This is a genomic window from Brevundimonas sp. (assembly GCF_046295595.1).
In the GTDB taxonomy this organism is placed as follows: domain Bacteria; phylum Pseudomonadota; class Alphaproteobacteria; order Caulobacterales; family Caulobacteraceae; genus Brevundimonas.
Genome location: NZ_JBKBMX010000017.1, coordinates 51,791 through 73,996 on the forward strand (window position 1 = coordinate 51,791; position 22,206 = coordinate 73,996).

At 69.3% G+C, this 22,206-nt stretch carries 22 protein-coding genes; 11 read left to right on the forward strand and 11 right to left on the reverse strand.

Annotated features, from left to right (window positions below; translation table 11 throughout):
• Positions 1–9: 9 nt before the first annotated feature.
• The 4 genes from ACK4JY_RS11675 to ACK4JY_RS11690 all read right to left on the reverse strand — a co-directional run bounded on the left by ACK4JY_RS11675 (position 10) and on the right by ACK4JY_RS11690 (position 4,010).
• On the reverse strand, positions 10–903 hold the full coding sequence (locus tag ACK4JY_RS11675) for a hypothetical protein (protein ID WP_409605862.1): 894 nt from the start codon (positions 901–903) through the stop codon (positions 10–12).
• 84 nt (positions 904–987) lie between these two features.
• On the reverse strand, positions 988–2,490 hold the full coding sequence (locus tag ACK4JY_RS11680; RefSeq protein ID WP_409605864.1) for a CoA-acylating methylmalonate-semialdehyde dehydrogenase: 1,503 nt from the start codon (positions 2,488–2,490) through the stop codon (positions 988–990).
• A gap of 97 nt (positions 2,491–2,587) precedes the next feature.
• Entirely contained in the window at positions 2,588–3,478 is an 891-nt protein-coding gene (locus tag ACK4JY_RS11685) for an alpha/beta fold hydrolase (protein ID WP_409605866.1), read from the reverse strand.
• A 46-nt stretch (positions 3,479–3,524) separates the two neighbouring features.
• Positions 3,525–4,010, reverse strand: coding sequence for a Fur family transcriptional regulator (locus tag ACK4JY_RS11690; RefSeq protein WP_409605867.1), 486 nt, complete (start codon positions 4,008–4,010; stop codon positions 3,525–3,527).
• 100 nt (positions 4,011–4,110) lie between these two features.
• Between ACK4JY_RS11690 and ACK4JY_RS11695 the strand changes: the two genes are divergently transcribed.
• Together ACK4JY_RS11695 and ACK4JY_RS11700 are read left to right on the forward strand one after the other, a co-directional pair.
• Positions 4,111–6,174: a TonB-dependent receptor domain-containing protein gene (locus tag ACK4JY_RS11695; protein ID WP_409605868.1), complete on the forward strand. Its 2,064-nt coding sequence runs from the start codon at positions 4,111–4,113 to the stop codon at positions 6,172–6,174.
• 97 nt (positions 6,175–6,271) lie between these two features.
• Positions 6,272–7,066, forward strand: a complete 795-nt coding sequence (locus tag ACK4JY_RS11700; protein WP_409605870.1) for a SapC family protein — start codon at positions 6,272–6,274, stop codon at positions 7,064–7,066.
• An 82-nt stretch (positions 7,067–7,148) separates the two neighbouring features.
• Here the strand turns inward: ACK4JY_RS11700 and ACK4JY_RS11705 are convergent, their stop codons facing one another.
• Complete coding sequence (locus ACK4JY_RS11705; protein WP_409605872.1) at positions 7,149–7,556, reverse strand: acyl dehydratase; 408 nt, start codon at positions 7,554–7,556, stop codon at positions 7,149–7,151.
• Between the two features lie 10 nt (positions 7,557–7,566).
• Positions 7,567–8,589, reverse strand: a complete 1,023-nt coding sequence (locus tag ACK4JY_RS11710; protein ID WP_409605874.1) for an NADP-dependent oxidoreductase — start codon at positions 8,587–8,589, stop codon at positions 7,567–7,569.
• Positions 8,590–8,929: 340 nt separating this feature from the next.
• On the opposite strand from ACK4JY_RS11710, the gene ACK4JY_RS11715 reads away from it, so the two are divergent.
• The gene (locus ACK4JY_RS11715) at positions 8,930–9,289 is read left to right on the forward strand and encodes a hypothetical protein (RefSeq protein ID WP_409605876.1); all 360 of its coding nucleotides are present in this window, start codon (positions 8,930–8,932) and stop codon (positions 9,287–9,289) included.
• Positions 9,290–9,358: 69 nt separating this feature from the next.
• On the opposite strand, the gene ACK4JY_RS11720 is transcribed toward ACK4JY_RS11715, so the two are convergent.
• Positions 9,359–10,153: a response regulator gene (locus tag ACK4JY_RS11720; RefSeq protein ID WP_409605878.1), complete on the reverse strand. Its 795-nt coding sequence runs from the start codon at positions 10,151–10,153 to the stop codon at positions 9,359–9,361.
• 195 nt (positions 10,154–10,348) lie between these two features.
• On the opposite strand from ACK4JY_RS11720, the gene ACK4JY_RS11725 reads away from it, so the two are divergent.
• From ACK4JY_RS11725 to ACK4JY_RS11750, 6 genes are all read left to right on the forward strand, one after another.
• Complete coding sequence (locus ACK4JY_RS11725) at positions 10,349–10,546, forward strand: NepR family anti-sigma factor (RefSeq protein ID WP_409605880.1); 198 nt, start codon at positions 10,349–10,351, stop codon at positions 10,544–10,546.
• On the forward strand, positions 10,543–11,151 hold the full coding sequence (locus ACK4JY_RS11730) for a sigma-70 family RNA polymerase sigma factor (protein ID WP_409605882.1): 609 nt from the start codon (positions 10,543–10,545) through the stop codon (positions 11,149–11,151). Before ACK4JY_RS11725 ends, ACK4JY_RS11730 begins: the two co-directional genes overlap by 4 nt.
• Position 11,152: 1 nt before the next feature.
• Positions 11,153–12,928, forward strand: coding sequence for a sensor histidine kinase (locus ACK4JY_RS11735; protein ID WP_409605884.1), 1,776 nt, complete (start codon positions 11,153–11,155; stop codon positions 12,926–12,928).
• Between the two features lie 39 nt (positions 12,929–12,967).
• Positions 12,968–13,105: an entericidin A/B family lipoprotein gene (locus tag ACK4JY_RS11740; RefSeq protein WP_409605886.1), complete on the forward strand. Its 138-nt coding sequence runs from the start codon at positions 12,968–12,970 to the stop codon at positions 13,103–13,105.
• A 169-nt stretch (positions 13,106–13,274) separates the two neighbouring features.
• The gene (locus ACK4JY_RS11745) at positions 13,275–14,936 is read left to right on the forward strand and encodes an MFS transporter (RefSeq protein ID WP_409605888.1); all 1,662 of its coding nucleotides are present in this window, start codon (positions 13,275–13,277) and stop codon (positions 14,934–14,936) included.
• Between the two features lie 40 nt (positions 14,937–14,976).
• A complete protein-coding gene (locus ACK4JY_RS11750) occupies positions 14,977–16,431 on the forward strand; it encodes an NAD-dependent succinate-semialdehyde dehydrogenase (protein WP_409605890.1) in 1,455 nt (484 codons plus the stop codon).
• An 8-nt stretch (positions 16,432–16,439) separates the two neighbouring features.
• Here ACK4JY_RS11750 and ACK4JY_RS11755 read toward each other — a convergent pair whose 3' ends face one another.
• The 3 genes from ACK4JY_RS11755 to ACK4JY_RS11765 all read right to left on the reverse strand — a co-directional run bounded on the left by ACK4JY_RS11755 (position 16,440) and on the right by ACK4JY_RS11765 (position 17,911).
• Positions 16,440–16,943: a hypothetical protein gene (locus tag ACK4JY_RS11755; protein WP_409605892.1), complete on the reverse strand. Its 504-nt coding sequence runs from the start codon at positions 16,941–16,943 to the stop codon at positions 16,440–16,442.
• Between the two features lie 4 nt (positions 16,944–16,947).
• Entirely contained in the window at positions 16,948–17,355 is a 408-nt protein-coding gene (locus ACK4JY_RS11760) for a hypothetical protein (RefSeq protein WP_409605893.1), read from the reverse strand.
• A 79-nt stretch (positions 17,356–17,434) separates the two neighbouring features.
• Entirely contained in the window at positions 17,435–17,911 is a 477-nt protein-coding gene (locus ACK4JY_RS11765; protein ID WP_409605895.1) for an Lrp/AsnC family transcriptional regulator, read from the reverse strand.
• A gap of 143 nt (positions 17,912–18,054) precedes the next feature.
• Between ACK4JY_RS11765 and ald the strand changes: the two genes are divergently transcribed.
• Positions 18,055–19,173: an alanine dehydrogenase gene (gene ald, locus ACK4JY_RS11770; RefSeq protein WP_409605897.1), complete on the forward strand. Its 1,119-nt coding sequence runs from the start codon at positions 18,055–18,057 to the stop codon at positions 19,171–19,173.
• A gap of 48 nt (positions 19,174–19,221) precedes the next feature.
• On the opposite strand, the gene ACK4JY_RS11775 is transcribed toward ald, so the two are convergent.
• Entirely contained in the window at positions 19,222–21,021 is a 1,800-nt protein-coding gene (locus tag ACK4JY_RS11775; protein ID WP_409605899.1) for a polysaccharide deacetylase family protein, read from the reverse strand.
• A gap of 115 nt (positions 21,022–21,136) precedes the next feature.
• On the opposite strand from ACK4JY_RS11775, the gene obgE reads away from it, so the two are divergent.
• Positions 21,137–22,195 (forward strand): GTPase ObgE, encoded by a 1,059-nt coding sequence (gene obgE, locus ACK4JY_RS11780; protein ID WP_409605901.1) that lies wholly within the window; start codon positions 21,137–21,139, stop codon positions 22,193–22,195.
• The last annotated feature ends 11 nt before the right edge of the window (positions 22,196–22,206 follow it).

A 22,206-nucleotide genomic window follows, 5' to 3' on the forward strand; every position in this document is an offset into this window, starting at 1 on the left:
GGCCCGGCGTCAGAAGAAGGTGGTGTCGTCCGACTGCTTGGGTTCCGGGGCCTTGCGGGGCGCCGGCGGGGCCGCCGGTCGCGCCGGAGCGGTCGGAGCAGTGGGGGCCGGCGTCGCGCCCGGAGCGGGCAAGGGCGCGCCCTCGACCGGCGGAACCGGCCCGAGGGTCGGATAGGGCAGGCTCTCGGGGCTGCCATCGCCGGGAACCGCCGCCGGAGGCGCAACGCCCTCGGCCGGGGGCGCCGTCGCGCCGATCCGGTCGGGTGCGTCCAGATCGTCGCGCACAAAGGCCCACGACCGGCTGTCGGAACAGGCGCAGGCCTTCATATAGCCTTGGGCGTCGCGCCAGATGACCAGCGGATAGCCGACGCCCAGCCCCTCGCCGGCCAATGCCCCGGTCAGCTGTTCGGCGAAGTCCCGACCGGCCTCGACCACCGCGCCCCGCGCCAGATTACCGTCGGCGGCCGGGATGCCCGCCGCAGTCCAGTTGTTCGACGGCGTGGCGGTCCAGCGCTGGTACAGGGTCCAGTCGCGCGTCAGCCACAGCTCGGCCACCGTCGCCCGCTCGGCCGCGGTCGACTGGGTCAGCCCCTCGCGATCGGGCCGCACGAAGACGATGAATCGCACCTCGACCCCGGCGGCGCGCAGCTTGGGCGCCTCCTCGCGCTCATAGCGCTGCATCGCCGCCGAGTCGCGATAGCCGACTATGTAAACCGGCTCCCCGCCGCCGCCGGCCGACAGCCAGGATGACTCGTCCAGCAGCCGCTGCACCTCGGCCTGGTTGCGGGTCACGGTGACCGGCTGGAACCGGGCATAGAAATGCTGATAGGCCCAGAACCCGCCGATCGCGAGGATCAGACCGATCAGGGCCGCGAGAGCCGACCAGACGAAAAAGCGACGCATGCGGGAGCGCTCCAGCTTCACTGTGGTTGGAGATTAACGCCTAGCACCGAATTGCGATGCGACGAACGTCGGAGAGGCGAACCCCTACCCCATCGTCGGAATGACGAAGCTGGAATCCGCGTGTTCCAGATCGCTGTCGGGCCAGCGGGCGGTGACGGTCTTGACCTTGGTCCAGAATTTCACCCCCTCCATGCCGTGCTGGTTCGTGTCGCCGAAGGCCGAGCGCTTCCAGCCGCCGAAGGTGTGATAGGCGACCGGCACCGGGATCGGGACGTTGATCCCGACCATGCCGACATTGACCCGGGCGGCGAAGTCGCGCGCCGCGCGGCCGTTCTGGGTGAAGATGGCGACGCCGTTGCCGTACTGGTGCCTCGACGGGAGGGAGAGCGCTTCTTCAAAGCTGTTCGCGCGGACGATCTGCAGCACCGGGCCGAAGATCTCCTCCTTGTAGGATTCCATCTCCGGGGTGACGTGGTCGAACAGCGACGGGCCGATGAAGTAGCCCTTCTCGTGCCCCTGAAGGCTGAAGCCGCGGCCGTCGACGACCAGTTCGGCCCCCTCCTGCACGCCCTTCTCGATCCAGCCCTCGACCCGCGCCTTGTGCTGGGCCGTCACGACCGGACCGTAGTGGGCCCCGCCGTCGGTCGAGACGCCGACCCGCATCTTCGGGATCTCGGCGACCATCCGCTCGCGCAGTTCGTCGGCGGTCTTCTGGCCCACCGGCACGACCACCGGCAGGGCCATGCAGCGTTCACCGGCCGAGCCGTAGGCCGCGCCCGACAGGTCCTTGATCACCTGGTCCATGTCGGCGTCGGGCAGGACGATGCCGTGGTTCTTGGCCCCGCCCATGGCCTGGACGCGTTTCCCGTGCGTCGCCCCGGTCTGGTAGACATAGTTGGCGATGTCGGACGAGCCGACGAAGCTGATCGCGTGCACCTGCGGGTGGGTCAGGATGGCGTCGACCGCCGCCTTGTCGCCGTGCACCACGTTCAGCACCCCGGCGGGGGCGCCCGCCTCCATCATCAGCTCGGCCAGCCGCACCGGCACCGACGGATCGCGCTCCGACGGCTTGAGGATGAAGGTGTTGCCGACGGCGATGGCGACGCCGAACATCCACATCGGGATCATGGCCGGGAAGTTGAACGGGGTGATGCCCGCGACCACGCCCAGCGGCTGACGCATCGAATAGACGTCGATGCCGGGACCCGCGCCCCAGGTGTATTCGCCCTTCAGCGCATGCGGGATGCCGCAGGCGAATTCGATCACCTCCAGCCCGCGCTGGATGTCGCCCTTCGAGTCGGCGACGACCTTGCCGTGTTCCGAGCTCAGCAGCTCGGCCAGCTCGTCCATATTGGCCTCAACGAGGCGTTTGAACTCGAACATCACCCGCGCCCGGCGCTGGGGATTGGTCGAGGACCAGCCGTCGAAGGCGTTCTGGGCCGCCTGGACGGCGCGATCCATCTCGGCCACCGAGGCCAGCTGCACCCGCGCCTGGACCGCGCCGGTGTTCGGATCGAACACGTCGGAGAAGCGGCCCGAGGCGCCGGTGAAGGCGGCGCCGTCGATGAAGTGGTTGATGTCGCGCATGACTGTGCGTTTCCCTGGATGTCGGCTTGTTCTGGTTGGCGGCGGTTTAGCCCGCGCGCCGCCGGCGCGCCAGTGCTCGCCCAAGCCTGGTCCGGCGTCAGACCGCCGCGTCGAACAGGGCGTCGCGGGCGACGTCGGCCTTCACCATGGGGAAGAAATGGGTGCCGCCGGACACGGTCTCGACGGTGACATGCGGCAGGCCGCGCGGCTGTTCCGGCACGCTGCAGGTCGAGCCGGTCTCGCCCTTGAGGATGTGCACGGGCCGGTCCAGCCGTTTCAGCGCCCGCCACGGATCATGGCTCTGGGCGGCGTAGTTGGAGGCCTCCCATTCGGGCGGGCAGGCCAGCGTCAGACCCGGGTCCGACTCGATCAGCCCATCGGCCAGATAGTCGGCCAGCATGATCTCGGGCCAGCCGCGAAAGGCGCCCCGCCCGCTATAGGCCGCCATCGCCTGGTCGCGGCTGTCGAACCGGGACCGCCGGCGCAGCGCGCCCTTGACCAGCGGGATGCGCGAGGCCAGCCGGTCCAGCAGCGGCAGATGGAAGGCGGCCACCACCCAGCGCCGCCAGATCACCGGATCCAGCAATACCAGTTTCGACACCCGGTCGGGGCGTTCGGCGGCCGCCAGCAGGGCCGAGGTGCCGCCCATCGAATGGCCGGCCAACACCGCCGGGGGCCCGTCCAGCAGATCCAGCAGGGCGACCAGATCATCGCGGTGATCGGTCCAGCCGCGGCGGCCGGCCGGATCGGCGGGCAGGGTCGTCAGACCGTGACCGCGCAGATCGGGGGCCCAGATCCGCAGGGTGCCCGACAACGGGGCCAGCAGGCTCCGATAGGTCCGGGCGTTGAAGCCGTTGGCGTGGACGAAGACCAGATCGACCGGCCGCTTGGGATCGCCGAAGTCCAGCACGCTCATTTCTCCGGCGCCCCACCGGTTGTCGACCGGCAGGCTCAGGCGACGGGGCGGGGAGAGCCGGATGGCGTCCATGGGGTCCAGATAGGCTTCACGGGCGCCCGGCGCCAGACAATCCCGCTCAGGCGGCGACGCGGCAGGCCGGACAGCGGCCGTGCGCCTCGATGGTGGTGCGGACGATGGCGTAGCCGGCCGTCTCGGCGGCCCGGCCCAGATCGCCGGCGACCGGGGCCGACACCTCCTGTGTCGCGCCGCAGCAGTCGCAGATCAGGAAGGCCGCGGCGTGTTCTATGCTGCCCGAGGTGCAGGCGACATAGGCGCTGATGGAGGCGATGCGGTGGGCCAGCCCCTTGCGCTCGAGAAACTCCAGCGCCCGGTACACCGTCGGCGGCTTGGCCGGCTGTCCGTCCTCGCCGAAGCGGGCGATCAGGTCATAGGCCTTGACCGGCTCCCCGGCCTCCAGCAGCAGGCCGAGCACTCGGGTGCGCGCCGCCGTCAGCCGCTCCCCCTCGGCGGTCAGCCGCTCGCCCGCGGCCGACAGCGCGCGTTCGACCTCGGCCTGTCCGGGCGGGCCGTCGGCGTGATGATGCTGGCAGGCGTCGCCCATGCGCCACAGCTAGTCGCTCGACCGCCGCGCCGCAACGGGCGGGGTTGACCGGCTGTGATGTTATCTCATAACACTAAGCCTCCTCCCCCAAGGCTGTCCCATGATTTCGCACCGCGCCCTTCTCCTCGCCGTTGTCGGCTGCACCGCCGTCGGCGGAACCGCCGCCGCCCAGACTCCGCCGCGCGAGCGGGCGATCGTCGTCGACGACGTCATCGTCACCGGCGCCCCGTTCGGCGTCACCGACCGGGCCAGCCTGCTGGCCGTCGCCGTGCTGGACGAGGAAGAACTCGCCGTCGCCCCGGCCGCCACCCTCGGCGATCTGGTCAACGGCCTGCCCGGCGTGCGCAGCACCAATTTCGCCCCCGGCGCCAGCCGTCCGGTGATCCGCGGCCTGTCCGGCCCGCGCGTCCAGGTCCTGACCAACGGCCTCGGCCTGATCGACGCCAGCTCGGTCTCGCCCGACCACCAGGTCGCGGTCGACCCGGCCGAGGCGCGACGCATCGAGATCGTCCGCGGCTCCTCGACCCTGGTGTTCGGCGGCTCGGCCATCGGCGGGGTGGTCAACATCATCGACGATCGCATCCCGACCGAGCCGGCCGAAGGCGGGCTGGACGGCCACCTCAGCGCCCAGACCTCGACCGTCGACGACGGGACCAGTTTCGGCGGGCGGCTGAAAGCCAACGCCGGCCCGCTGGTGTTCACCGCCGACGCCTTCACCCGCTCCGCCTCCGACTATGACGTCCCGGTCTTCCCGGAATCCCGGCGCCAGCTGGAGGCCGAGGGCGAGGAGGCCGGCGACGAACGCACCGTCGAGAACACCTTCGTCGAGCTCGACCAGTATGGCGCGGGCGTCAGCTGGATCGGTTCGCGCGGCTATCTCGGCCTGTCGGTCAAGCACGTCGAGACGACCTATGGCGTGCCCGGGCACGAGCATGAACACGAAGACCACGACGACGAGGATGAGGATCACGAGGATGAGGATCACGACGACCACGGAGAGGAAGGTGTATCCATCGGCCTCGAGCAGACCCGCTACGACCTGCGCGGCGAGCTGACATTCGACGCCGGACCGTTCAGCGCCGCCCGCCTCTCGGCCGGCTGGGCCGACTATGAGCACACCGAGTTCGAGGGCGACGAGGTCGGCACCCAATTCTTCTCGGAAGGCCAGGAAGGCCGGCTGGAGCTTATCCAGCGCGAACGCAACGGCTGGCAGGGCGTCGTCGGCCTGCAACTGCTGGAGCGCACCTTCGACGCCGTCGGCGACGAGGCCTATGTCCCGCGCACCGAGATCAGCGAGCAGGGCGTCTATACGGTGCAGCGCTTCGACCGCGGCGGCCTCGGCTTCGAAGGCGGGCTGCGGCTCGACGAGCGTTCGCTGGAAAGCGTCGCCGCCGACCGTGACTTCTCCAATGTCTCGGCCTCGGCCGGCGCCTTCTTCCGCCCCTCTGAGCCGCTGTTCCTCGGCCTCAGCGTCGCGCGCAACGAGCGCGCCCCCAGCGAGGTCGAACTGTTCGCCGAGGGCGCCCACGTCGCCACCGGCGCCTTCGAGGTCGGCGATGTCGATCTCGACAGCGAGGTTGCTACGTCGATCGAGGCGACCTTGCATTTCGCCTCCGGTCCCCTGGAGTTCGACCTGCACGCCTATTACGCCGACTACGACGGCTTCATCGACCTGCGGCCGACCGGACTGGAAGACGCGGACTCCGGCCTCCCGATCTTCGAATACGTCCAGACCGACGCTCAATTCCGCGGCTTCGAGGCCGAGGCCGACTACCGGCTGTGGGAGTCGGGTCAGCGCAGCCTGACGCTGACCGGCGCCGCCGACTGGGTCCGGGCCTCGACCGACCTCGGCCCCGCCGCGCGCATTCCGCCCTGGTCCGCCACGGCTGGTCTGGAGTGGGTCTCGCGCCGGTTCGACGCCGGTCTGGAGGTGCGTCACGTCGCCGAGCAGGACCGCACCGCCGGCTTCGAACTGCCGACCGACAGCTACACCTTGGTCAGCCTCAGGGGCGCGATCCGGCCGTTCGCCGACCGCAACGTCACCGTCTTCGCCGAGGCCTCCAACCTGACCGACGAAGAGGCGCGCGAACACGCCAGCTTCCAGAAGGACATCGCGCCGATGCCGGGACGCAGCCTGCGGGCCGGGGTCACCTGGCGCTTCTGACGCCGGCGCCCCCACGAGGGGAACCCCGTTTGCCGCCCGGACCCGACTGGGCTAGAAGCGGGCTTCCCTTTTCCCATCCAGAGCTCGTTTCGCGTCCATGACCGACACCACCGCCAACGCAAGCCCGCTTTCGGGCAACGTCCTGTTCTACGGCCAGCCGGAGCCGCTCTCGATCGAGGCCCACGCCAAGCTGGGCGTCGACCCTGTCGAACAGCCGTACGCCTTCGTCGCCGAGGCCAACATCGTCCCGCTGACGGTCACGGAATTCGCCCCGGCGGCCCTGACCTATCCGGTGATCTTCGTCGGCGAGGCGCGTCAGCCGGTCGCCGTCATGGGCCTGCGTCAGGGCGAGAACCTGTTCGTGAGCGAGGCCGGCGCCTTCAAGCCCGAGGCCTATATCCCGGCCTATGTGCGCCGCTATCCGTTCGTCTTCGCCAATGACGACGTGCAGAAGCGCATGATCCTGTGCGTCGACCGGTCCGCCGCCTTCATCAAGGAGGGCGGGGCGACCCCGCTGTTCGTCGACGGCAAGCCCTCGCCCTACACCCAGCAGGCGATGGAGTTCTGCAACAATTTCGAGCAGGAGCGTCAGCGCACCGAGGCCTTCGTCAAACTTCTGACCGAGCTCGAGCTGCTGGAAACCCGCGAGGCCGTCTTCACCCCGCGCAACCCCGACGGCACGGCCGGCGCGCCGCAGAAGATCGCCGAATATTTCGCCGTCTCGGAAGACAAGCTGAAGGCCCTGCCGGCCAAGAAGCTGGCCGAGCTGCGCGACAACGGCGCCCTGGGCCAGATCTACGCCCACCTGGTGTCGCTGCTCGGCTGGGACCGCCTCATCGCCATGGCCTTCCACAAGGCCGCGGCGAGCCAGCCGGCCGCCGGAAACGCCTGAGGCTGACGCGCCTGTCGCGCATCGCCTGATGCTCTGATGGAAATGCCCCGTCCGGTTCGCCGGGCGGGGCTTTTACGTGCGCCTACCTTCGCGCCAGCAGCGCCCGGGTCAGGCAGGAGAAGACCAGCCGGCCAGCCTCGTCCAGCAGGTCGTGCTGGGCGATGACGATGCCCTTCTCGTCGCCCACCGGGTCCTTGCCCATGATGGTCACCCGCCCGCGCATCAGTTCCCCCGCCGGCGGGTTGCGCATGTAGCGCAGGCCGTCGACGGCGAGGATCTTCGACTGGGCCCAGTTCGAGACCTTGTCGGCGAACAGCCGGCTCCACAGGGCGTAGACCATGGCGTCAGGCGCGCCGTAGGAGACGTCCCAGCCCGGCGAAAAGCGCTCGACGAACACCTCCATCGAGGCCCCGTCGACCATGCAGGCGCCGAGCGTCACGACCTCGCCGACGGCGAGATCCTCGAAGTGGACGTGGAGCGGTTCGCTCATTGGCTCGCCCTCAGCCGGCGGGTTCTTCGGAGACCCGGACCAGAAGCTTGCCGTCATGGTCGCCGGTGAACAGGCGGTTCAGCGAACCGAGCGCATTCTCCAGCCCGTCGTCGACGTGCACCTTCCACTTGACCGTGCCGTCCTGCAGCCACGGCCCCATCTCGCTGACCATCTCACGGGCGCGCGGGGCGTAGTCCAGCACGAGGAAACCCTTGACCGTCAACCGGTGGGTGATGATGCGCGAGAAGTTCGGCGACGGCGGCGCCTTGGTGGCGTTATAGGCCGAGATCAGACCGCACACCGCCATTCGCCCGTGGGTCTTCAGGCGATTGAAGACGGCGATCATGATGTCGCCGCCGACATTCTCGAAATTCATCTCGACGCCATCCGGGGCCAGCCGGTCCAGCGCCTCGCCGACGTCCTCGTTCTTGTAGTCGATGGCCGCGTCGAAGCCGAGTTCCTCGGTCAGCCAACGGCATTTCTCCGGCCCGCCGGCGATGCCGATGACCCGCGCGCCGCGGGCCTTCGCCACCTGGCCGGCGATCGAGCCGACGGCCCCGGCCGCGGCCGAGATCACGATCGTCTCACCGGGCTTCGGCGCCAGCACGTCGGTGACGCCGAAATAGGCCGTCAGGCCGGTCATGCCCAGCACCGACAGATTGGCGGTCAGCGGCAGACCCGCCGCGCGGTGCACCGGACGCAGCTCCATCTCCGCAACCACCGCATAGTCGGCCCAGCCGCCGGACAGCGGCGTGACGATGTCGCCAGCGCGGAACCGGCTGGACCGGCTCTCCTCGACCACGCCGAGGGTCAGTCCCCGCATCACCCCGCCCAGCGGCACCGGCGGCAGATAGCCTTCGGCGTCGTTCATCCAGGTGCGGTTGGTCGGGTCCAGCGACAGATAGATGGTGCGGACCAGCACCTCCGACTCGTTCAGCGCCGGGACCGGCGCTTCGACCAGCTCCAGATCGCCCGGCTTGACCAGACCCTTCGGCCGCTGGCGCAGCACCCACTGACGATTGACGCGAGCCATGGCTGTCTCCTTCCGGGCGCCGCCTTGAGCAACAGCGCAGGTTTTCTTTGTGGACCCATCATGACGAGGCGGCGGCGCCTGTCCAGCGCGGGGCCAAGAAAAAGGCGGGCCGCGCGGGCCCGCCTGGAGTGGCATCATCGAGAATGAGGCGCGGAGGCGACAGACTGGTTTGCACCAGTCCAAGTCGGGGGGGCGTCGCCGCCTCCGCATTCAGGTAACAGGGCTACGGCGAACCGGTTCCTCGCCGTGCGAACTTTTTTCGCCCCCGCGCGCCGTCGGAACGGCTCCACGCCGGGGGGCGTTGATGCCTCATATCGCAATGACCGCCGGAGAACCGCGCATGACCCACGAATCCCCTCACGACAAGGCCGCGGACGCGGTCCACGAAGGCCGGCCGGTGGAGGCGCAGTATGTCCGCGGCGGCCGTGGCGGCCGTCGCATCCTGACCCTGCTGGTCATCTCCCTCGCCGCCGTAGCCATCCTGCTGCTCGGCATTTGGTTCATCAGTCAGGGCGGCTTCGCCCAGACCAACGCCAATGACGGCGATCAGGCGGTCGACGCCGCCGCCTTCCAGACCGATACAGTCGAGGTCCCGGCCGCCGACGCCCCGACGACGGCGACAGGCGAGCCGACCGCGCCCCCGACCGGCGAGGCGCCGAACGTCAATGCTCCGACGGTGGCCGCCGAACCCTCGACCTGATCCCGCTGTCGCCGCCCAATAAAAAAGTCCCGGTCGCAGGACCGGGGCTTTTCCACGTTCGAGGAGTCCTCAGGCCGCTTCACGTTGCCGCGACGGGTGGAAGAACAACGCCTGGCTGATCGCCGCCTTGACCGTCTCCGGTTGGAACGGCTTGGTGATCAGGAAGGTCGGCTCGGGCCGCTCGCCGGTCAGCAGACGTTCCGGGAAGGCGGTGATGAAGATCACCGGCACATCGATCCGCTTGAGGATGTCCTTGACCGCGTCGATGCCCGACGAACCGTCGGCCAGCTGGATGTCGGCCAGCACCAGACCCGGGCGGTGACGCGCGACGGCGTCGACGGCCTCGTCATGGGTGGTGGCGGTGCCGGTGACGCGATGACCCAGTTCCTTCACCAGGCTCTCGATGTCCGCCGAGATGATGGCCTCGTCCTCGATGATCAGCACGTCCGTGGCCAATTCGGCGTCGATGTCGGACTGGGCCTCGGCGATCAGCCGCTCGACGTCCATGGCGTCGGCGTCGAGGATCTGGGCCGCCTCGGACGGGGTGAAACCCTCCAGCGCGGTCAGCAGGAAGGCCTGACGCGAACGCGGGGCGATCTGCATCAGGCGACGCGAGGCGTCGTCGCGCCCCTCCATGCCGCTGGTGTCTTCCAGCTGGGCGCCGGTCGAAGCCCAGATGGTGTGGAACACGTGATACAGGGCGACGCGCGGCGTCATTTCCGGCGGCAGTTGGCGCTCGCCGGCGGCCAGCGCCTCCAGGGCGACGCGGACGTAGTTGTCGCCCGTGGTCTGGTCCCCGGTCAACGCACGGGCGTAACGACGCACATAGGGCAGATGCGGCGCGAGACGGGCCAGCAGGCTCATGTAGAAAATCCCCGACAGAAGGCGGTCCCATCAGACTGGAACCTTTGCAGGCCCCGTCAACGTATCAAATCGGCCACGGTTCCCAAAGCCCGCCGAAAGCTTCAGCATTAAACCCTCGTAATGCCGGAACCGTCTATCGGGGCTCGCGTTTCCGGCTATCGCAGTAACAGGCTCAGGGTGGCGGCCGTTCATTCTATGACAGACAATTCGAACCCTTCCCGCAAGGCGGCGCCGACCAGCGGTCCCGCCCTTGAGGAGGCACGTCTTCGCCAGCAGGCGATCGGGGTCAAGCTTCGGCATATGTTCGACGAAGTCGTCAACGAGCCGGTCCCTGACGAATTCCTCGACATCCTGCGTCGCGCCGACGGGCGCTCGGGCGAGGGCGGCTCATGAGGGGCGACACCAGCCCACCGCCCAAGCCTCCCTCTGCAGACGACAACGCCTTCAAGAGGGAGCTGGTCGCGTTGATCCCGCATCTGCGGGCGTTCGCCCGTACCTTGACGGGCGATCCGACCGCGGCCGACGACCTGGCGCAGGACGCCATGATGAAGGCGTGGGATGCCCGCGCAAGCTATCAGATGGGCACCAACATGAAGGCTTGGACCTTCATGATCCTGCGCAACCAGTTCTATTCGGAAAAGCGCCGCTCGTGGCGTCAGTCCCAACTCGACCAGGAAGCGGCCGAGCGCACCCTGGTCGCCGTCGACGATCCGGAATCGCCGGTCGCTCTCGATGAACTTCGTCTGGCCCTCGCCACCCTGCCCGAAGAGCAGCGGGAGGCCCTGATTCTCGTCGGCGCCGGCGGCTTCGCCTATGAAGAGGCGGCGGATATCTGCCAGTGCGCGGTGGGTACGGTGAAGAGCCGGGTGTCCCGCGCCCGCAAGGCCCTGCAGGCCACGCTGGAACGCGGCGGCTACGCCCGCGATGGTCGGGCCGCCGGCGACGCCATGCGCTCCATCCTCGCCGACGCCGACCGCCTGAGCAGCGTCCGGGGCTGAGGTGATCCGCCTCGGGCGAGCGTTCGGTCGGGGTCTGGGCAGGCCGCAGTTCCAGGGCATTCGCTTCCGCCTCGGAACGGCGCTCGCCCTCGCCCTGTTGCCGATCCTGGCCCTGGGCCTCTTCCAGACCAACGCCCAGTTCCGCGTCCAGGATCTGCAACGCCGCGACGACCTGCAGCTGGCGGCCGAGCGGACCGCCGCCAGCGTCAGAGGCCGGCTGGACAGCACCACCGTCCTGCTTCAGGCGCTTCGCCCGGAGGCGCTCGAGCTGTTCTGCGAACCCCGCCTCACCGCCCTGGTGCAGCGGATCGAGGGACTGGAAGGCTTGGCGCGCCTGAGCTCGACCGGCCAGACGGCGTGCGCCTCGCAACAGTTGAACGCCGCCTCTCCCGTCTGGCTGGTCAAGGCCCGCGACTCGGCCTGGTTCCAGCGTTTGCGTGACGGCGAGGACACGGTTCTGGCGCGGGCCCCGCTCCGGACCGGAGAGTCAACCGGCCTGATCGTCGCGATCCGTCTGGAGCGGCCCCTCGGCGCGTTCGACGGGGCCATGGTGGCCGTCATCCCCCTCGCCGCGCTGCAGCCGGACATCGCCGACCGCGCCCTGCCCGAAGGTTCGCAAGCGGCCCTGACCGATGGGGATGGCCATATCCTTACCGCCACCGACTCCGAAGCCTTCCAGCTGGCGGACGGCGGCGGCGTCGAGGGCTGGGTGGACCGCGCCCGCCGCGACGCCTCCGCCATATTTGAAGCCGATGACGCGCGCGGTCGCCCTCGCGTCTATGCCGGCGCGGCCCTGGCGGGGCGGGACGTCTACGCCCTGCTCTCGGCGCCCGCCCCCAGCCTGCTGTCATGGGCGCAGCTCAACCCGGTGGGGGCCCTGCTGATCCCGCTGCTGGCGTGGCTGATCGCCTTCCTGGCGGTGATGTGGGTGTCCGAAAGGATCGTGGTCCGCTGGCTCGTCTATCTCGAACGGGTGGCGGCGATCTATGCCCGTGGCCGTTTCTCTGTTCGCCCCGTGCAGGCCATGAACGCTCCGGCCGAAATCCGCGTTCTCGCCCGCACCCTCGACGAACTGGCCGAGACCATCACCACCCGAGACGCCGCCCTGCACGCCTCCCTCGAGGAGAAGGACGCCCTGATGCGGGAGATCCATCACCGGGTGAAGAACAACCTGCAGATCATCTCCTCCCTGCTGTCTATGCAGCAGCGCGCCCTCACCGACCCCCAGGCCAAGACCGCCGTCGGCGACACGCGCCAGCGCATCTCGGCCCTCGCCCTGATTTACCGCACCCTCTATCAGAGCGCCGATCTGCGCTACGCCGACGCCCGCATCTTCCTGACCGAACTGGTCGGGCAGCTGGTCGCCAGCGAGGCCGCGCGCGGACCGCTTGTGACCTCTTCGGTCGAGGCGGACTCCCTCGTGGTCGATCCGGACAAGCTGGCTCCGCTGGCCCTGTGGCTGGTCGAAGCCGTGACCAACGCCCAGAAGCACGCTTTCGCCGGCCGCGGCGGCGCCCTGACGGTTCGCTTCCGCGTCAATGGCGACACCAGCGTGCTCGAGGTCGAGGATGACGGACCGGGCGTCAGCGAAACCTTCCGCGCCGGCGTCGGCCGGACCCTGATGGGCGCCTTCGCCAAACAGCTGCGCGGCGAGGTCGAGATCGCCCCGGCGCCGGGCGGCGGCGCCATCGCGCGCATGACCTTCGCCACGCCCGAGGCCGTGACGCCGACGGATCCAGCCGACCTTGGAACCGGCGGGACGTCGCGACGTTCATGAGTCACAGGCCCCGCCCCAGGGCCTTCAGGAGAATTTGTGATGCGTAAGATTTTTGTTCTGTTCGCCGCCGCCGCCGCCCTGACCGCCGCCGCCTGCAACACGATCTCCGGCGCTGGCCAGGACGCCTCGGCCGCCGGCAACGCCGTCAGCGGCGCCGCGGAAGACGCCAAGAACTGATACGCTTCCCGGCCGCGGTCTCCCCCCAACACGCGGTTCGGTTGAAGAAGGCCCGCCTGGCTCCCCCGCCGGCGGGCCTTCGTTTGTCCGCGCCCCGCCGCTTGCACGCGGACGCGGCCGCGCTAGCATCGCCTCAGGCCGTCCGCCAGACGACGACCGGGGGAGCAAGATGACCGACAAGACCGTCGAGGCTGAATCCGGCCCGAGCCTGAGGACGGTGGTCATCGCCTCCGCCGCGGGCACGGCCTTCGAATGGTATGACTTCTTCATCTTCGGCTCGCTGGCCGCGGTCATCGCCCGGCATTTCTACGCCGAGGTCAATGAGACGACCGGATACATCCTCGCCCTGCTGACCTTCGGCGTCGGCTTCGTCGTCCGCCCGCTGGGCGCCCTGGTGTTCGGCTGGTTCGGTGATCGGACCGGGCGCAAGACCACCTTCCTCGTCACCATCACCATCATGGGCCTGGCCACCGTCGCCATCGGCCTGTTGCCCGACTACGAGGCCATCGGCGTCGCCGCGCCGATTCTGCTGATTCTGATGCGGGTGTTGCAGGGCTTCGCCCTCGGTGGCGAGTACGGCGGGGCCGCCATCTATGTCGCCGAACACGCGCCGGCGAAGACGCGCGGCTTCCTGACGGGCTGGATTCAGACCACCGCGGCGCTCGGCCTGATCGGCGCCCTCAGCGTCATCCTCATCACCCGCCAGATCGTCGGGGCCGAGGCCTTCGATGAATGGGGCTGGCGCATCCCGTTCCTGCTCTCGGCCTTCCTGCTGGGCATCTCGCTTTGGATCCGCCTGCGCCTCGATGAAAGCCCGGCTTACCGCCGCATGGAGGAAGAAGGCGGCGAACGGCGAGCGCCCTACCGCGAAGCGTTCCTGTCCTGGAGCAACGGCCGCTTCGTCCTGCTGGCTCTGTTCGGGATCATGATCGCCCAGGGCGCGGTCTGGTACTGCGGCTATTTCTACACCCGCTTCTTCATGGAGCGGATTCTCAGGGTCGAGGTGGCGACCGTCGACATGATCATGCTGTGGCTGACGGTCGCCTCGGCCGGCCTCTATGTCTTCTTCGGCTGGCTGTCCGACAAGGTCGGGCGCAAGCCGGTGATGCTGTTCGGCATGATCCTCGCCCTCGTCGCCTTCTTCCCCGGCTTCCACGCCCTGACGAAGGCCGCCAATCCGGCCCTGGCCGAAGCCCAGGCCTCGGCCCCGGTGACGGTGGTCGCCGACCCCGCGTCCTGCGCCCTGCAGTTCGATCCGGTCGGCAAGGCCGCCTTCGCCAGCAGCCGCGACCTCGCCAAGAGCGTCCTGTCCAACGCCGGCGTCTCCTACATCAACGCCGCGGCCCTGCCCGGCAGCCTCGCCACCGTCCGCGTCGGCGGCGTCGACGTCGCCTCCGTCGAGGGCGGCGGCCTGTCGCCGGCCGCCCTGAAGGTCGCGCGCGCCGACGTCGAGACCCGCGTGCAGGCCGCCCTGACTGCCGCCGGCTATCCCGACAGGGCCGATCCGGCGCGGATGAACCTGCCGCTGATGTTCGCCATTCTGATGATCTTCATCGTCGCCGCCACGGCCCTGTACGGCCCGCAGGCGGCAGCCCTGGTCGAGCTCTTCCCCACCCGGGTGCGCTACACGGCGATGAGCCTGCCCTACAACATCGGCACCGGCTGGGTCGGGGGTCTGCTGCCGGCCGCCAGCTTCGCCCTGGTGGCGGCGTCGGGGAATATCTATTTCGGCCTGTGGTATTCCGTCGCCTTCACCCTTGTCGCGGTCATCGTCAGCCTGCTGTGGCTGCCGGAGACACGCGGACGCGACCTGCATACGATCGGGACCTGAGGCGTTACGCTCCTCGAGACCTCACAGCCGGAAGACGATCATGACCGACACGACGGGCCGCGAGGCCGGCCTCGCCCTTCTGCGGGAACACGCCCTGATCGCCGGCGAGCCGGTGACCTCGACGAAGCGGATCGCCGTCGACGATCCCGCCACTGGCGAGATCCTCGGCCATGTGCCCGAGCTCGGCGTGGTCGAGACCGAACGCGCCGTCCATGCGGCCCACGACGCCTTCCCCGCCTGGTCGCGCTCTGATCCGCACAAACGGGCCGCCGTCCTGCGCGAATGGGCCCGGCTGATCGACGAGAACACGCAGGGGCTCGGGGCGCTGATGGCGCTCGAGAACGGCAAGCCGTTCGAGGAGGCCAAGGGCGAGGTCGCCTATGCCAACAGCTTCCTCAAATGGTTCGCCGGCGAGGCCGAGCGGCTGATCGGCGAGACCCAGGACAGCCCGCTGGGCCACGTCATCCTGACCTTCCGGGAGGCGGTCGGTCCGTGCGCCCTGATCACCCCGTGGAACTTCCCCGCCGCCATGTTGACCCGCAAGCTGGGCCCGGCCCTCGCCGCCGGCTGCACCGCCGTGGTCAAGCCGGCCAGCCAGACGCCCTTCACCGCCATCGTCCTGGCCGAACTGGCGCAGCGGGCGGGCCTGCCCCAGGGCGTGCTCAGCGTCGTCACCGGCGACGCCGCGACCATTGGCGGGGTGCTGACCGCCTCCCCCCTGATCCGCAAACTGTCCTTCACTGGCTCGACCCCGATCGGCCGCAAGCTGGCCGAGCAGTGCGCCCCGACCCTGAAGCGGGTGTCGATGGAGCTGGGCGGCGCCGCGCCGCTGATCGTCTTCGCCGACGCCGATCTCGACCACGCCGTGGCCGAGACCATCAAGGGCAAGTTCCGCAACTCGGGCCAGACCTGCGTCTGCCCGAACCGCGTCTATGTCGAACGGTCCGTCGCCGACGACTACGCCCGCAAACTGGCCGAGGCCGTGTCGAAAATCCCGGTCGGCGGCGCCTTCGAGCCGGGCGTCAAGGTCGGGCCGCTGATCGAGGACAAGGCCATTCGCAAGGTCCAGGATCACCTCGCCCTGACCAAGGCCTCGGGCGGCGCCGTGCTGACCGGCGGCGAGCCCCATGCGCTGGGCGGCCGCTTCTTCCAGCCGACCGTGACCTTCGGCGGCGACGACGCCCTGTTCCGCCGCGAGGAGACCTTCGGCCCGCTGATCCCGGTCTTCCCCTTCGACACCGAGGAGGAGGTGCTGGCCAAGGCCAACGACAGCGAGTTCGGCCTCGCCTCCTACCTCTTCACCCGCGATCTCGATCGCGCCCTGCGCATCGGCCGCCGCATCGAGGCGGGCATGATCGGCGTCAACACCGGCCTGATCTCCACCGCCGTCGCCCCGTTCGGCGGGGTCAAACAGTCCGGCTACGGCCGCGAGGGCTCGATCCACGGCATCGACGAATATGTCGACGTCAAACAGGTGACCCTGGCGCTGCGCTGATCCGATCGTCAGGCGAGGGCCCAGTCCGGCAGCGCCCCGTCGCCATCGTCGGCCGGAGGCGGTCGGCGACGAACCGGCCGCGCCGCGCGCGCCGATCTCGCCAGCACGGCCGGCCACGTCCGCAGGATCGCCACCGCCTGCCGCATCCGCACGACCAGCGCCGCCTTGACGGGGGCGAGCCGGGTTCTGGCCGCCATCAGGCTGACGGCGGTGACCACCTCGATATAGGCGAGGACGTCCCCGGCCATCAGCAGCGCCAGCTCGACGCCGACCAGTTGCCAGAGAAACGCCGCCCCCAACACGATCACGACGAGACGCAGCCCCGAGCCGGAAAAGGCCCACAGCGTCCCCGCCATGACCCGCTCCCGAACCCCGGCGTCGAGGGCGCAGCCCAGGGCGACGACCGCCAGCAGGCCGGGCAGGAATGCGCTTTCACCCGCCCCGACGGCCATGAGGCTCCACCATCCGGTCAGCCCCGCGAGGGCGAGCCACACCGCCACGATCCTGTTCATAACGTCAGACCTTCTTCAGGCCGGCGATGAAGGTCTGCACGTCCGGTGCGGTCCAGTCGGCGCCGTCCCACCAGAAGGCGGCCAGGGATTCATGGTTCAGCGCCACCCAGGCGATGACCGTCTCGGCCATCCGGCGCAGATCGCGCTCGTCGAGGCTGCTGGCGACGACACGAGGTGCGGCCTCGATGGTGACGGAGAAGCTGGGTTGATGGCGTCCGGGCTTGATCAGGTATTTCACCCGCGGCCCATGTTTGCCCATCACCGTCGTGATGGTGACGATCCCGGGCATGCCGGTCTGCGACTCAACCAGATTGGCCATGTCGAAGACGTCCTCATCGTCCAGCGCGGCGATCTCCTCATCGAGGGTCGGATCACGGTCGGTCCAGACGGCGATGTTGTCGTGCATGCTCACGGCGGGGATTGAGCGCCTTTGGAGGCGCCGGTGTCAAACGGTTGCAACCGGAACGCGCCGACGGCCAGTACCTACCCGCTCACACCGGCAGCGCCCCGCGCTTGACCACCGTCCGCATGGCCACGCTCGACGACACCCGCGTCACCCCCGGGATCCGCGTCAGCTCGCGCGAGTGCACCCGCTCCAGATCGTCGACGTCGCGCACCACCAGCCGCAGCAGATAGTCCGAGCCGCCAGTCATCAGATAGCATTCCACCACCTCGGGCACGGTGGCGATGGCGGTCTCGAAGGCGGTCAGCGACGCCTCGGCCTGGGACGACAGCGTCACCGTCACGAACACGCTGATCGGCAGGCCCACCGCGCGCTCGTTGATGATGGCGGTGTAGCGGCTGATCACCTCCGCCGCCTCCAGCGCCCGCAGCCGGCGCAGGCAGGCGCTCTCCGACAGATTGACCGCCTTGGCCAGATCGGCGTTGGTCATCCGTCCGTCCCCCTGCAGGGCGCGGATCATCTTGCGATCGGTCTCATCGAGGGTGACAGCAGAAACGGTCTTCATGGAGAGCCTCATTCGCAGAGTCTGCGACTTTACGCCGTTCACCCGACGAAAAGAACAGGAACCTGCGCGCGGACCCTCGCTAGATTGCGCCTGAGGCGAGGCCGCCGCAGAGCGCGCCCGCACCCGTTGGAAGAGGAACTCCCATGCGCGTCGGCGTCCCCACTGAAATCAAGAAGAACGAACACCGCATCGGCCTGACGCCGACCGCCGTGCGCGAATATGTGGCCCACGGCCACACCGTCTCGGTGCAGCAGGGCGCCGGCCTCGGCGCCGGCTTCACCGACGCCGACTACCAGAAGGCCGGGGCGAAGATCGTCGCCACCGCCGCCGAAATCTTCGCCGCCAACGACATGATCGTGAAGGTCAAGGAACCGCAGAAGGTCGAGTGGGAAATGCTCCGCGAGGACCAGATCCTGTTCACCTACCTGCACCTCGCGCCCGATCCGGAACAGACCAAGGGTCTGCTGGCCTCGAAATGCGCCGCCATCGCCTATGAGACCGTCACCGACGACCGCAAGGGCCTGCCGCTGCTGGCCCCGATGTCGGAAGTCGCCGGCCGGATCGCCGTCTTCTCGGCCGCCGAGACCCTGCTGAAGCACAACGGCGGCATGGGCCTGCTGTTCTGCGGCGTCCCGGGCGTGGCTCCGGCCCGCGTGCTGGTGCTGGGCGGCGGCGTCGTCGGCCTGAATTCGGCCCGGATGGCCATGGGTCTCGGCGCCGAGGTGGTGGTGCTGGAACGCTCCATCCCGCGCATGGCCTATATCGACGAGGTCACCAACGGCCGCGTCATCACCCGCTACTCCTCCATCGGCGCGGTCGAGGAAGAGATGGTCAAGGCCGACGTGATCATCGGCGCCGTTCTGGTGCCTGGTGCGGAAGCTCCGAAGCTGATCAAGCGCGAACACCTCAAGCAGATGAAGCCCGGCTCGGTGCTGGTCGACGTCGCCATCGACCAGGGCGGCTGTTTCGAGACCAGCCACGCCACCACCCATGAGGACCCGACCTATGTCATCGACGGCGTGGTCCACTACTGCGTCGCCAACATGCCCGGCGCCGCCCCGCGCACCTCGTCGGAAGCCCTCAACAACGCCACCCTGCCGTTCGGCCTGGCCCTCGCCGACAAGGGCCTCGACGCCCTCAAGGCCAACCCCCACCTCGCCCGCGGCCTGAACGTGCTCAAGGGCGAGATCACCTATCCGGCCGTGGCCGAGGCGCTCGAGATGCCGTGGAGTGATCCGTACGGCGTCTGGGCCAAGTCCTGACGCGTCTGTCCCGGCCCTCTCCGACGGGAGGGTCGGGACCGCGCGGCGCTACAACACCGTCTCCCGCCGCGTTCCCGCGGCCTGCCGCAGGGTGAAGCTGCGCCTGCCGGCCTTGGGCAGGAGCACGGCGACATCCCGGACCTCGGCGCCCGCCGCCGACACCAGGACCCATCGCCCGTCCCGCGCGACGATGTCGGTCTCCAGCGCATCGCGCGCCGCCCACCAGTCGCCGAACGCATCGACCGTGCCCATCCACGCCCGCCCGCGCCAGTAGTCGGCCACGCCCTCGACGAAACGCAGCTTGTGGTCGGTGATGTTGGGGTGGGTCAGGATCACGGCCACGCCCCGGTCCCGCGCGATACGCTCGATCAGGGCGTTGCCGGCGTCGAGCCGGTCGCCCATGCGCGGCGGCAGCTCGTCCTCGATGGTGACCGGAAACTCGTAGATCGGCTGCAGGGCGCCGTCGGCCCGGCCATCGGTCATCTGGAACGGGAGATGCGTCATGACGACGTTGGCGGTGACCGAGGAGGAATAGCGGTAGCCCGTCGCCTGCATCGCCTGCGGCAGGCTGAAGGGGTAGGACAGCCGCCCGGGCCGGAAGCTGGACACGGCGGCGCCGGTGAGCCGCTCGAGCAGGAATTTCGACACCCTGAGCTCGCCGAGGATGCTGGCCCCCTCCACGCCGTCGACGCTGGTCACCCTTGGCCGGTAGGCCGGGTATCGCTCGCGGCCCGAGCCCAGCTCCATGACCTCGAACCGGCCCGAGTGGGCCACCGTGTGGCTGCCGATCTCGTGCCCGTCCCGAACCAGGGCGGACAGGAGCGGGACGGTCGTGTCATCGAAGAAGATGCTGTCGTTGTAGTCCTTCAGATATTTGGTCTGGACAAAGAAGGTGCCCCGGACGCCCCGCGCCGCGAGGGCTGCGGCGAAGGCGGGCGCATTCCGCACCGACTCGCCGAAGTCCACATCGTGGGTGAACAGGATGGAGACCTCGCGGCCCGCCGGCGCGCTCGACACCAGCCACGGCATCGGTTCGCCGGCCACATAGATGTCGCGCACCCAGCGGAACAGGCTGTCGAGCGACGGGTCGTAACCGTTGACATAGCGCCGCGCGATGGCTTCGGCGCGGCCGTTCATGGACCGCTGGGCCAGTGAGCCCAGGTCGATGCCGACGAGGCAGGCCCGCCCCCCGACCGTGCGGCAGGTGACAGCGGCGGAGCCGTCCTCGAACCGGCCCAGCACCTCGGCGGAGGTCGCCTGGTAGCCGATACTGCCGACGCGCACCTCGCCGGCGCCGGAGACGACGATCTCGTCCGTCTCGGCCTCGCCGGTGGTCCGGGTCCAGCGCAGGCGCGTCCGGGTCGTCGCCTCGGGGCCGGGGACGACCCCGAACAGCTCTTCCAGCCCGCCCCCGGCCAGATTGAAGGCGACGACCGTTCCGCCGCCCCGCACATGGTCCGCCAGGGCGCGGATCTGCGGGCCCTCCAGCGTCCGGCCCGAGACGATGGGATAGACCAGCACCACCTTGTGACGCAGGGCGCGGTTCACGTCGCCGGTGACGGTGATCGGCACGCCCAGCGCCCTGAAGCCGCGCACCAGGCCGAGCCAGCCGGACTCGGGATCGGTCACGAGAATGGCCAGACGGTGCGGACCGCCGCGTTCGAAGGCCGAAATCCGGGTCGGCGTCGGCTCGATGATCCGCGACGCCTCACGCGGGCCGCGGACGCCGGCGAAGAAATGCATTTCGTCGGGCGGCGGACGATTCAGCCGTTCGAAGGCGAAATAGCCGCCCGTGGCGAGGAGCAGGAAAGCGAGGATCCCGACAACCACCCGGCGTTTTGACGTCATAGCTGATCCCGAACCATTGCCTGCAAGAGCGCATGGCCGCCGGTCAGGACCGCCTTGCAGGGGAAGGGATAGCACGCGCCTGTAAATCGCCTCTCTATTGCGGCATAAGCCCGCGATGAAGTTCCTCGACCAGGCCAAGATCTACATCCGCTCCGGCAACGGCGGCGGCGGCGCCGTCTCCTTCCGGCGCGAGAAATTCATTCCCAACGGCGGCCCGGACGGCGGCGACGGCGGCAATGGCGGCAACGTCTGGATCACCGCCGTCGAGGGGCTGAACACCCTGATCGACTACCGCTACCAGCAGCATTTCAAGGCCCAGACCGGCATTCACGGCATGGGGCGGCAGATGCACGGGGCCAAGGGCGAGGACGTGATCCTCAAGGTCCCGGTCGGCACCCAGGTGCTGGACGACGACAAGGAGACGGTGCTGCTCGACATGGATGTCGCCGGCAAGACCGAACTGCTGCTCAAGGGCGGCAACGGCGGCTGGGGCAATGTCCGCTTCAAGGGCCCGTCCAACCAGGCCCCGACCTACGCCAACCCCGGCCAGGAAGGCCAGGAGCGCTGGATCTGGCTGCGACTGAAACTGATCGCCGACGTCGGCCTCGCCGGCCTGCCCAACGCCGGCAAGTCGACCTTCCTCGCCGCCGCCAGCGCCGCCCGGCCCAAGATCGCCGACTATCCCTTCACCACCCTGGTGCCCAACCTCGGCGTCGTCGACCTGTCGACCACCGAGCGGTTCGTCATCGCCGACATCCCCGGCCTGATCGAGGGCGCCCATGAGGGGGCCGGCATCGGCACCCGCTTCCTCGGCCACGTCGAACGCTCGGGCTGTCTGATCCACCTGATCGACGGCACGCATGAGGATGTGGTCAAGGCCTACCGCATCATCCGCCACGAGCTCGAGGCCTATGGCGCCGGCCTCGCCGACAAGCCCGAGGTGCTGGCGCTGAACAAGATCGACGCCCTGACCCCCGAGGCGCGCGAGGAGAAGGCCGCCGAGCTGGAGGCCGCCGCCGGCCGTCGGCCGATGCTGGTCTCCGGCGTCTCGGGCGAGGGCGTCACCGACCTGCTCCGCGCCGCCTGGACCGAGGTGCGCCGGGACCGCGGCGAGGTCGCCCCCGCCGAGACCGACGAGACCGTCGTCGAAACCCCCGGCGGCTGGGCCCCGTGACCCCGGGCGGT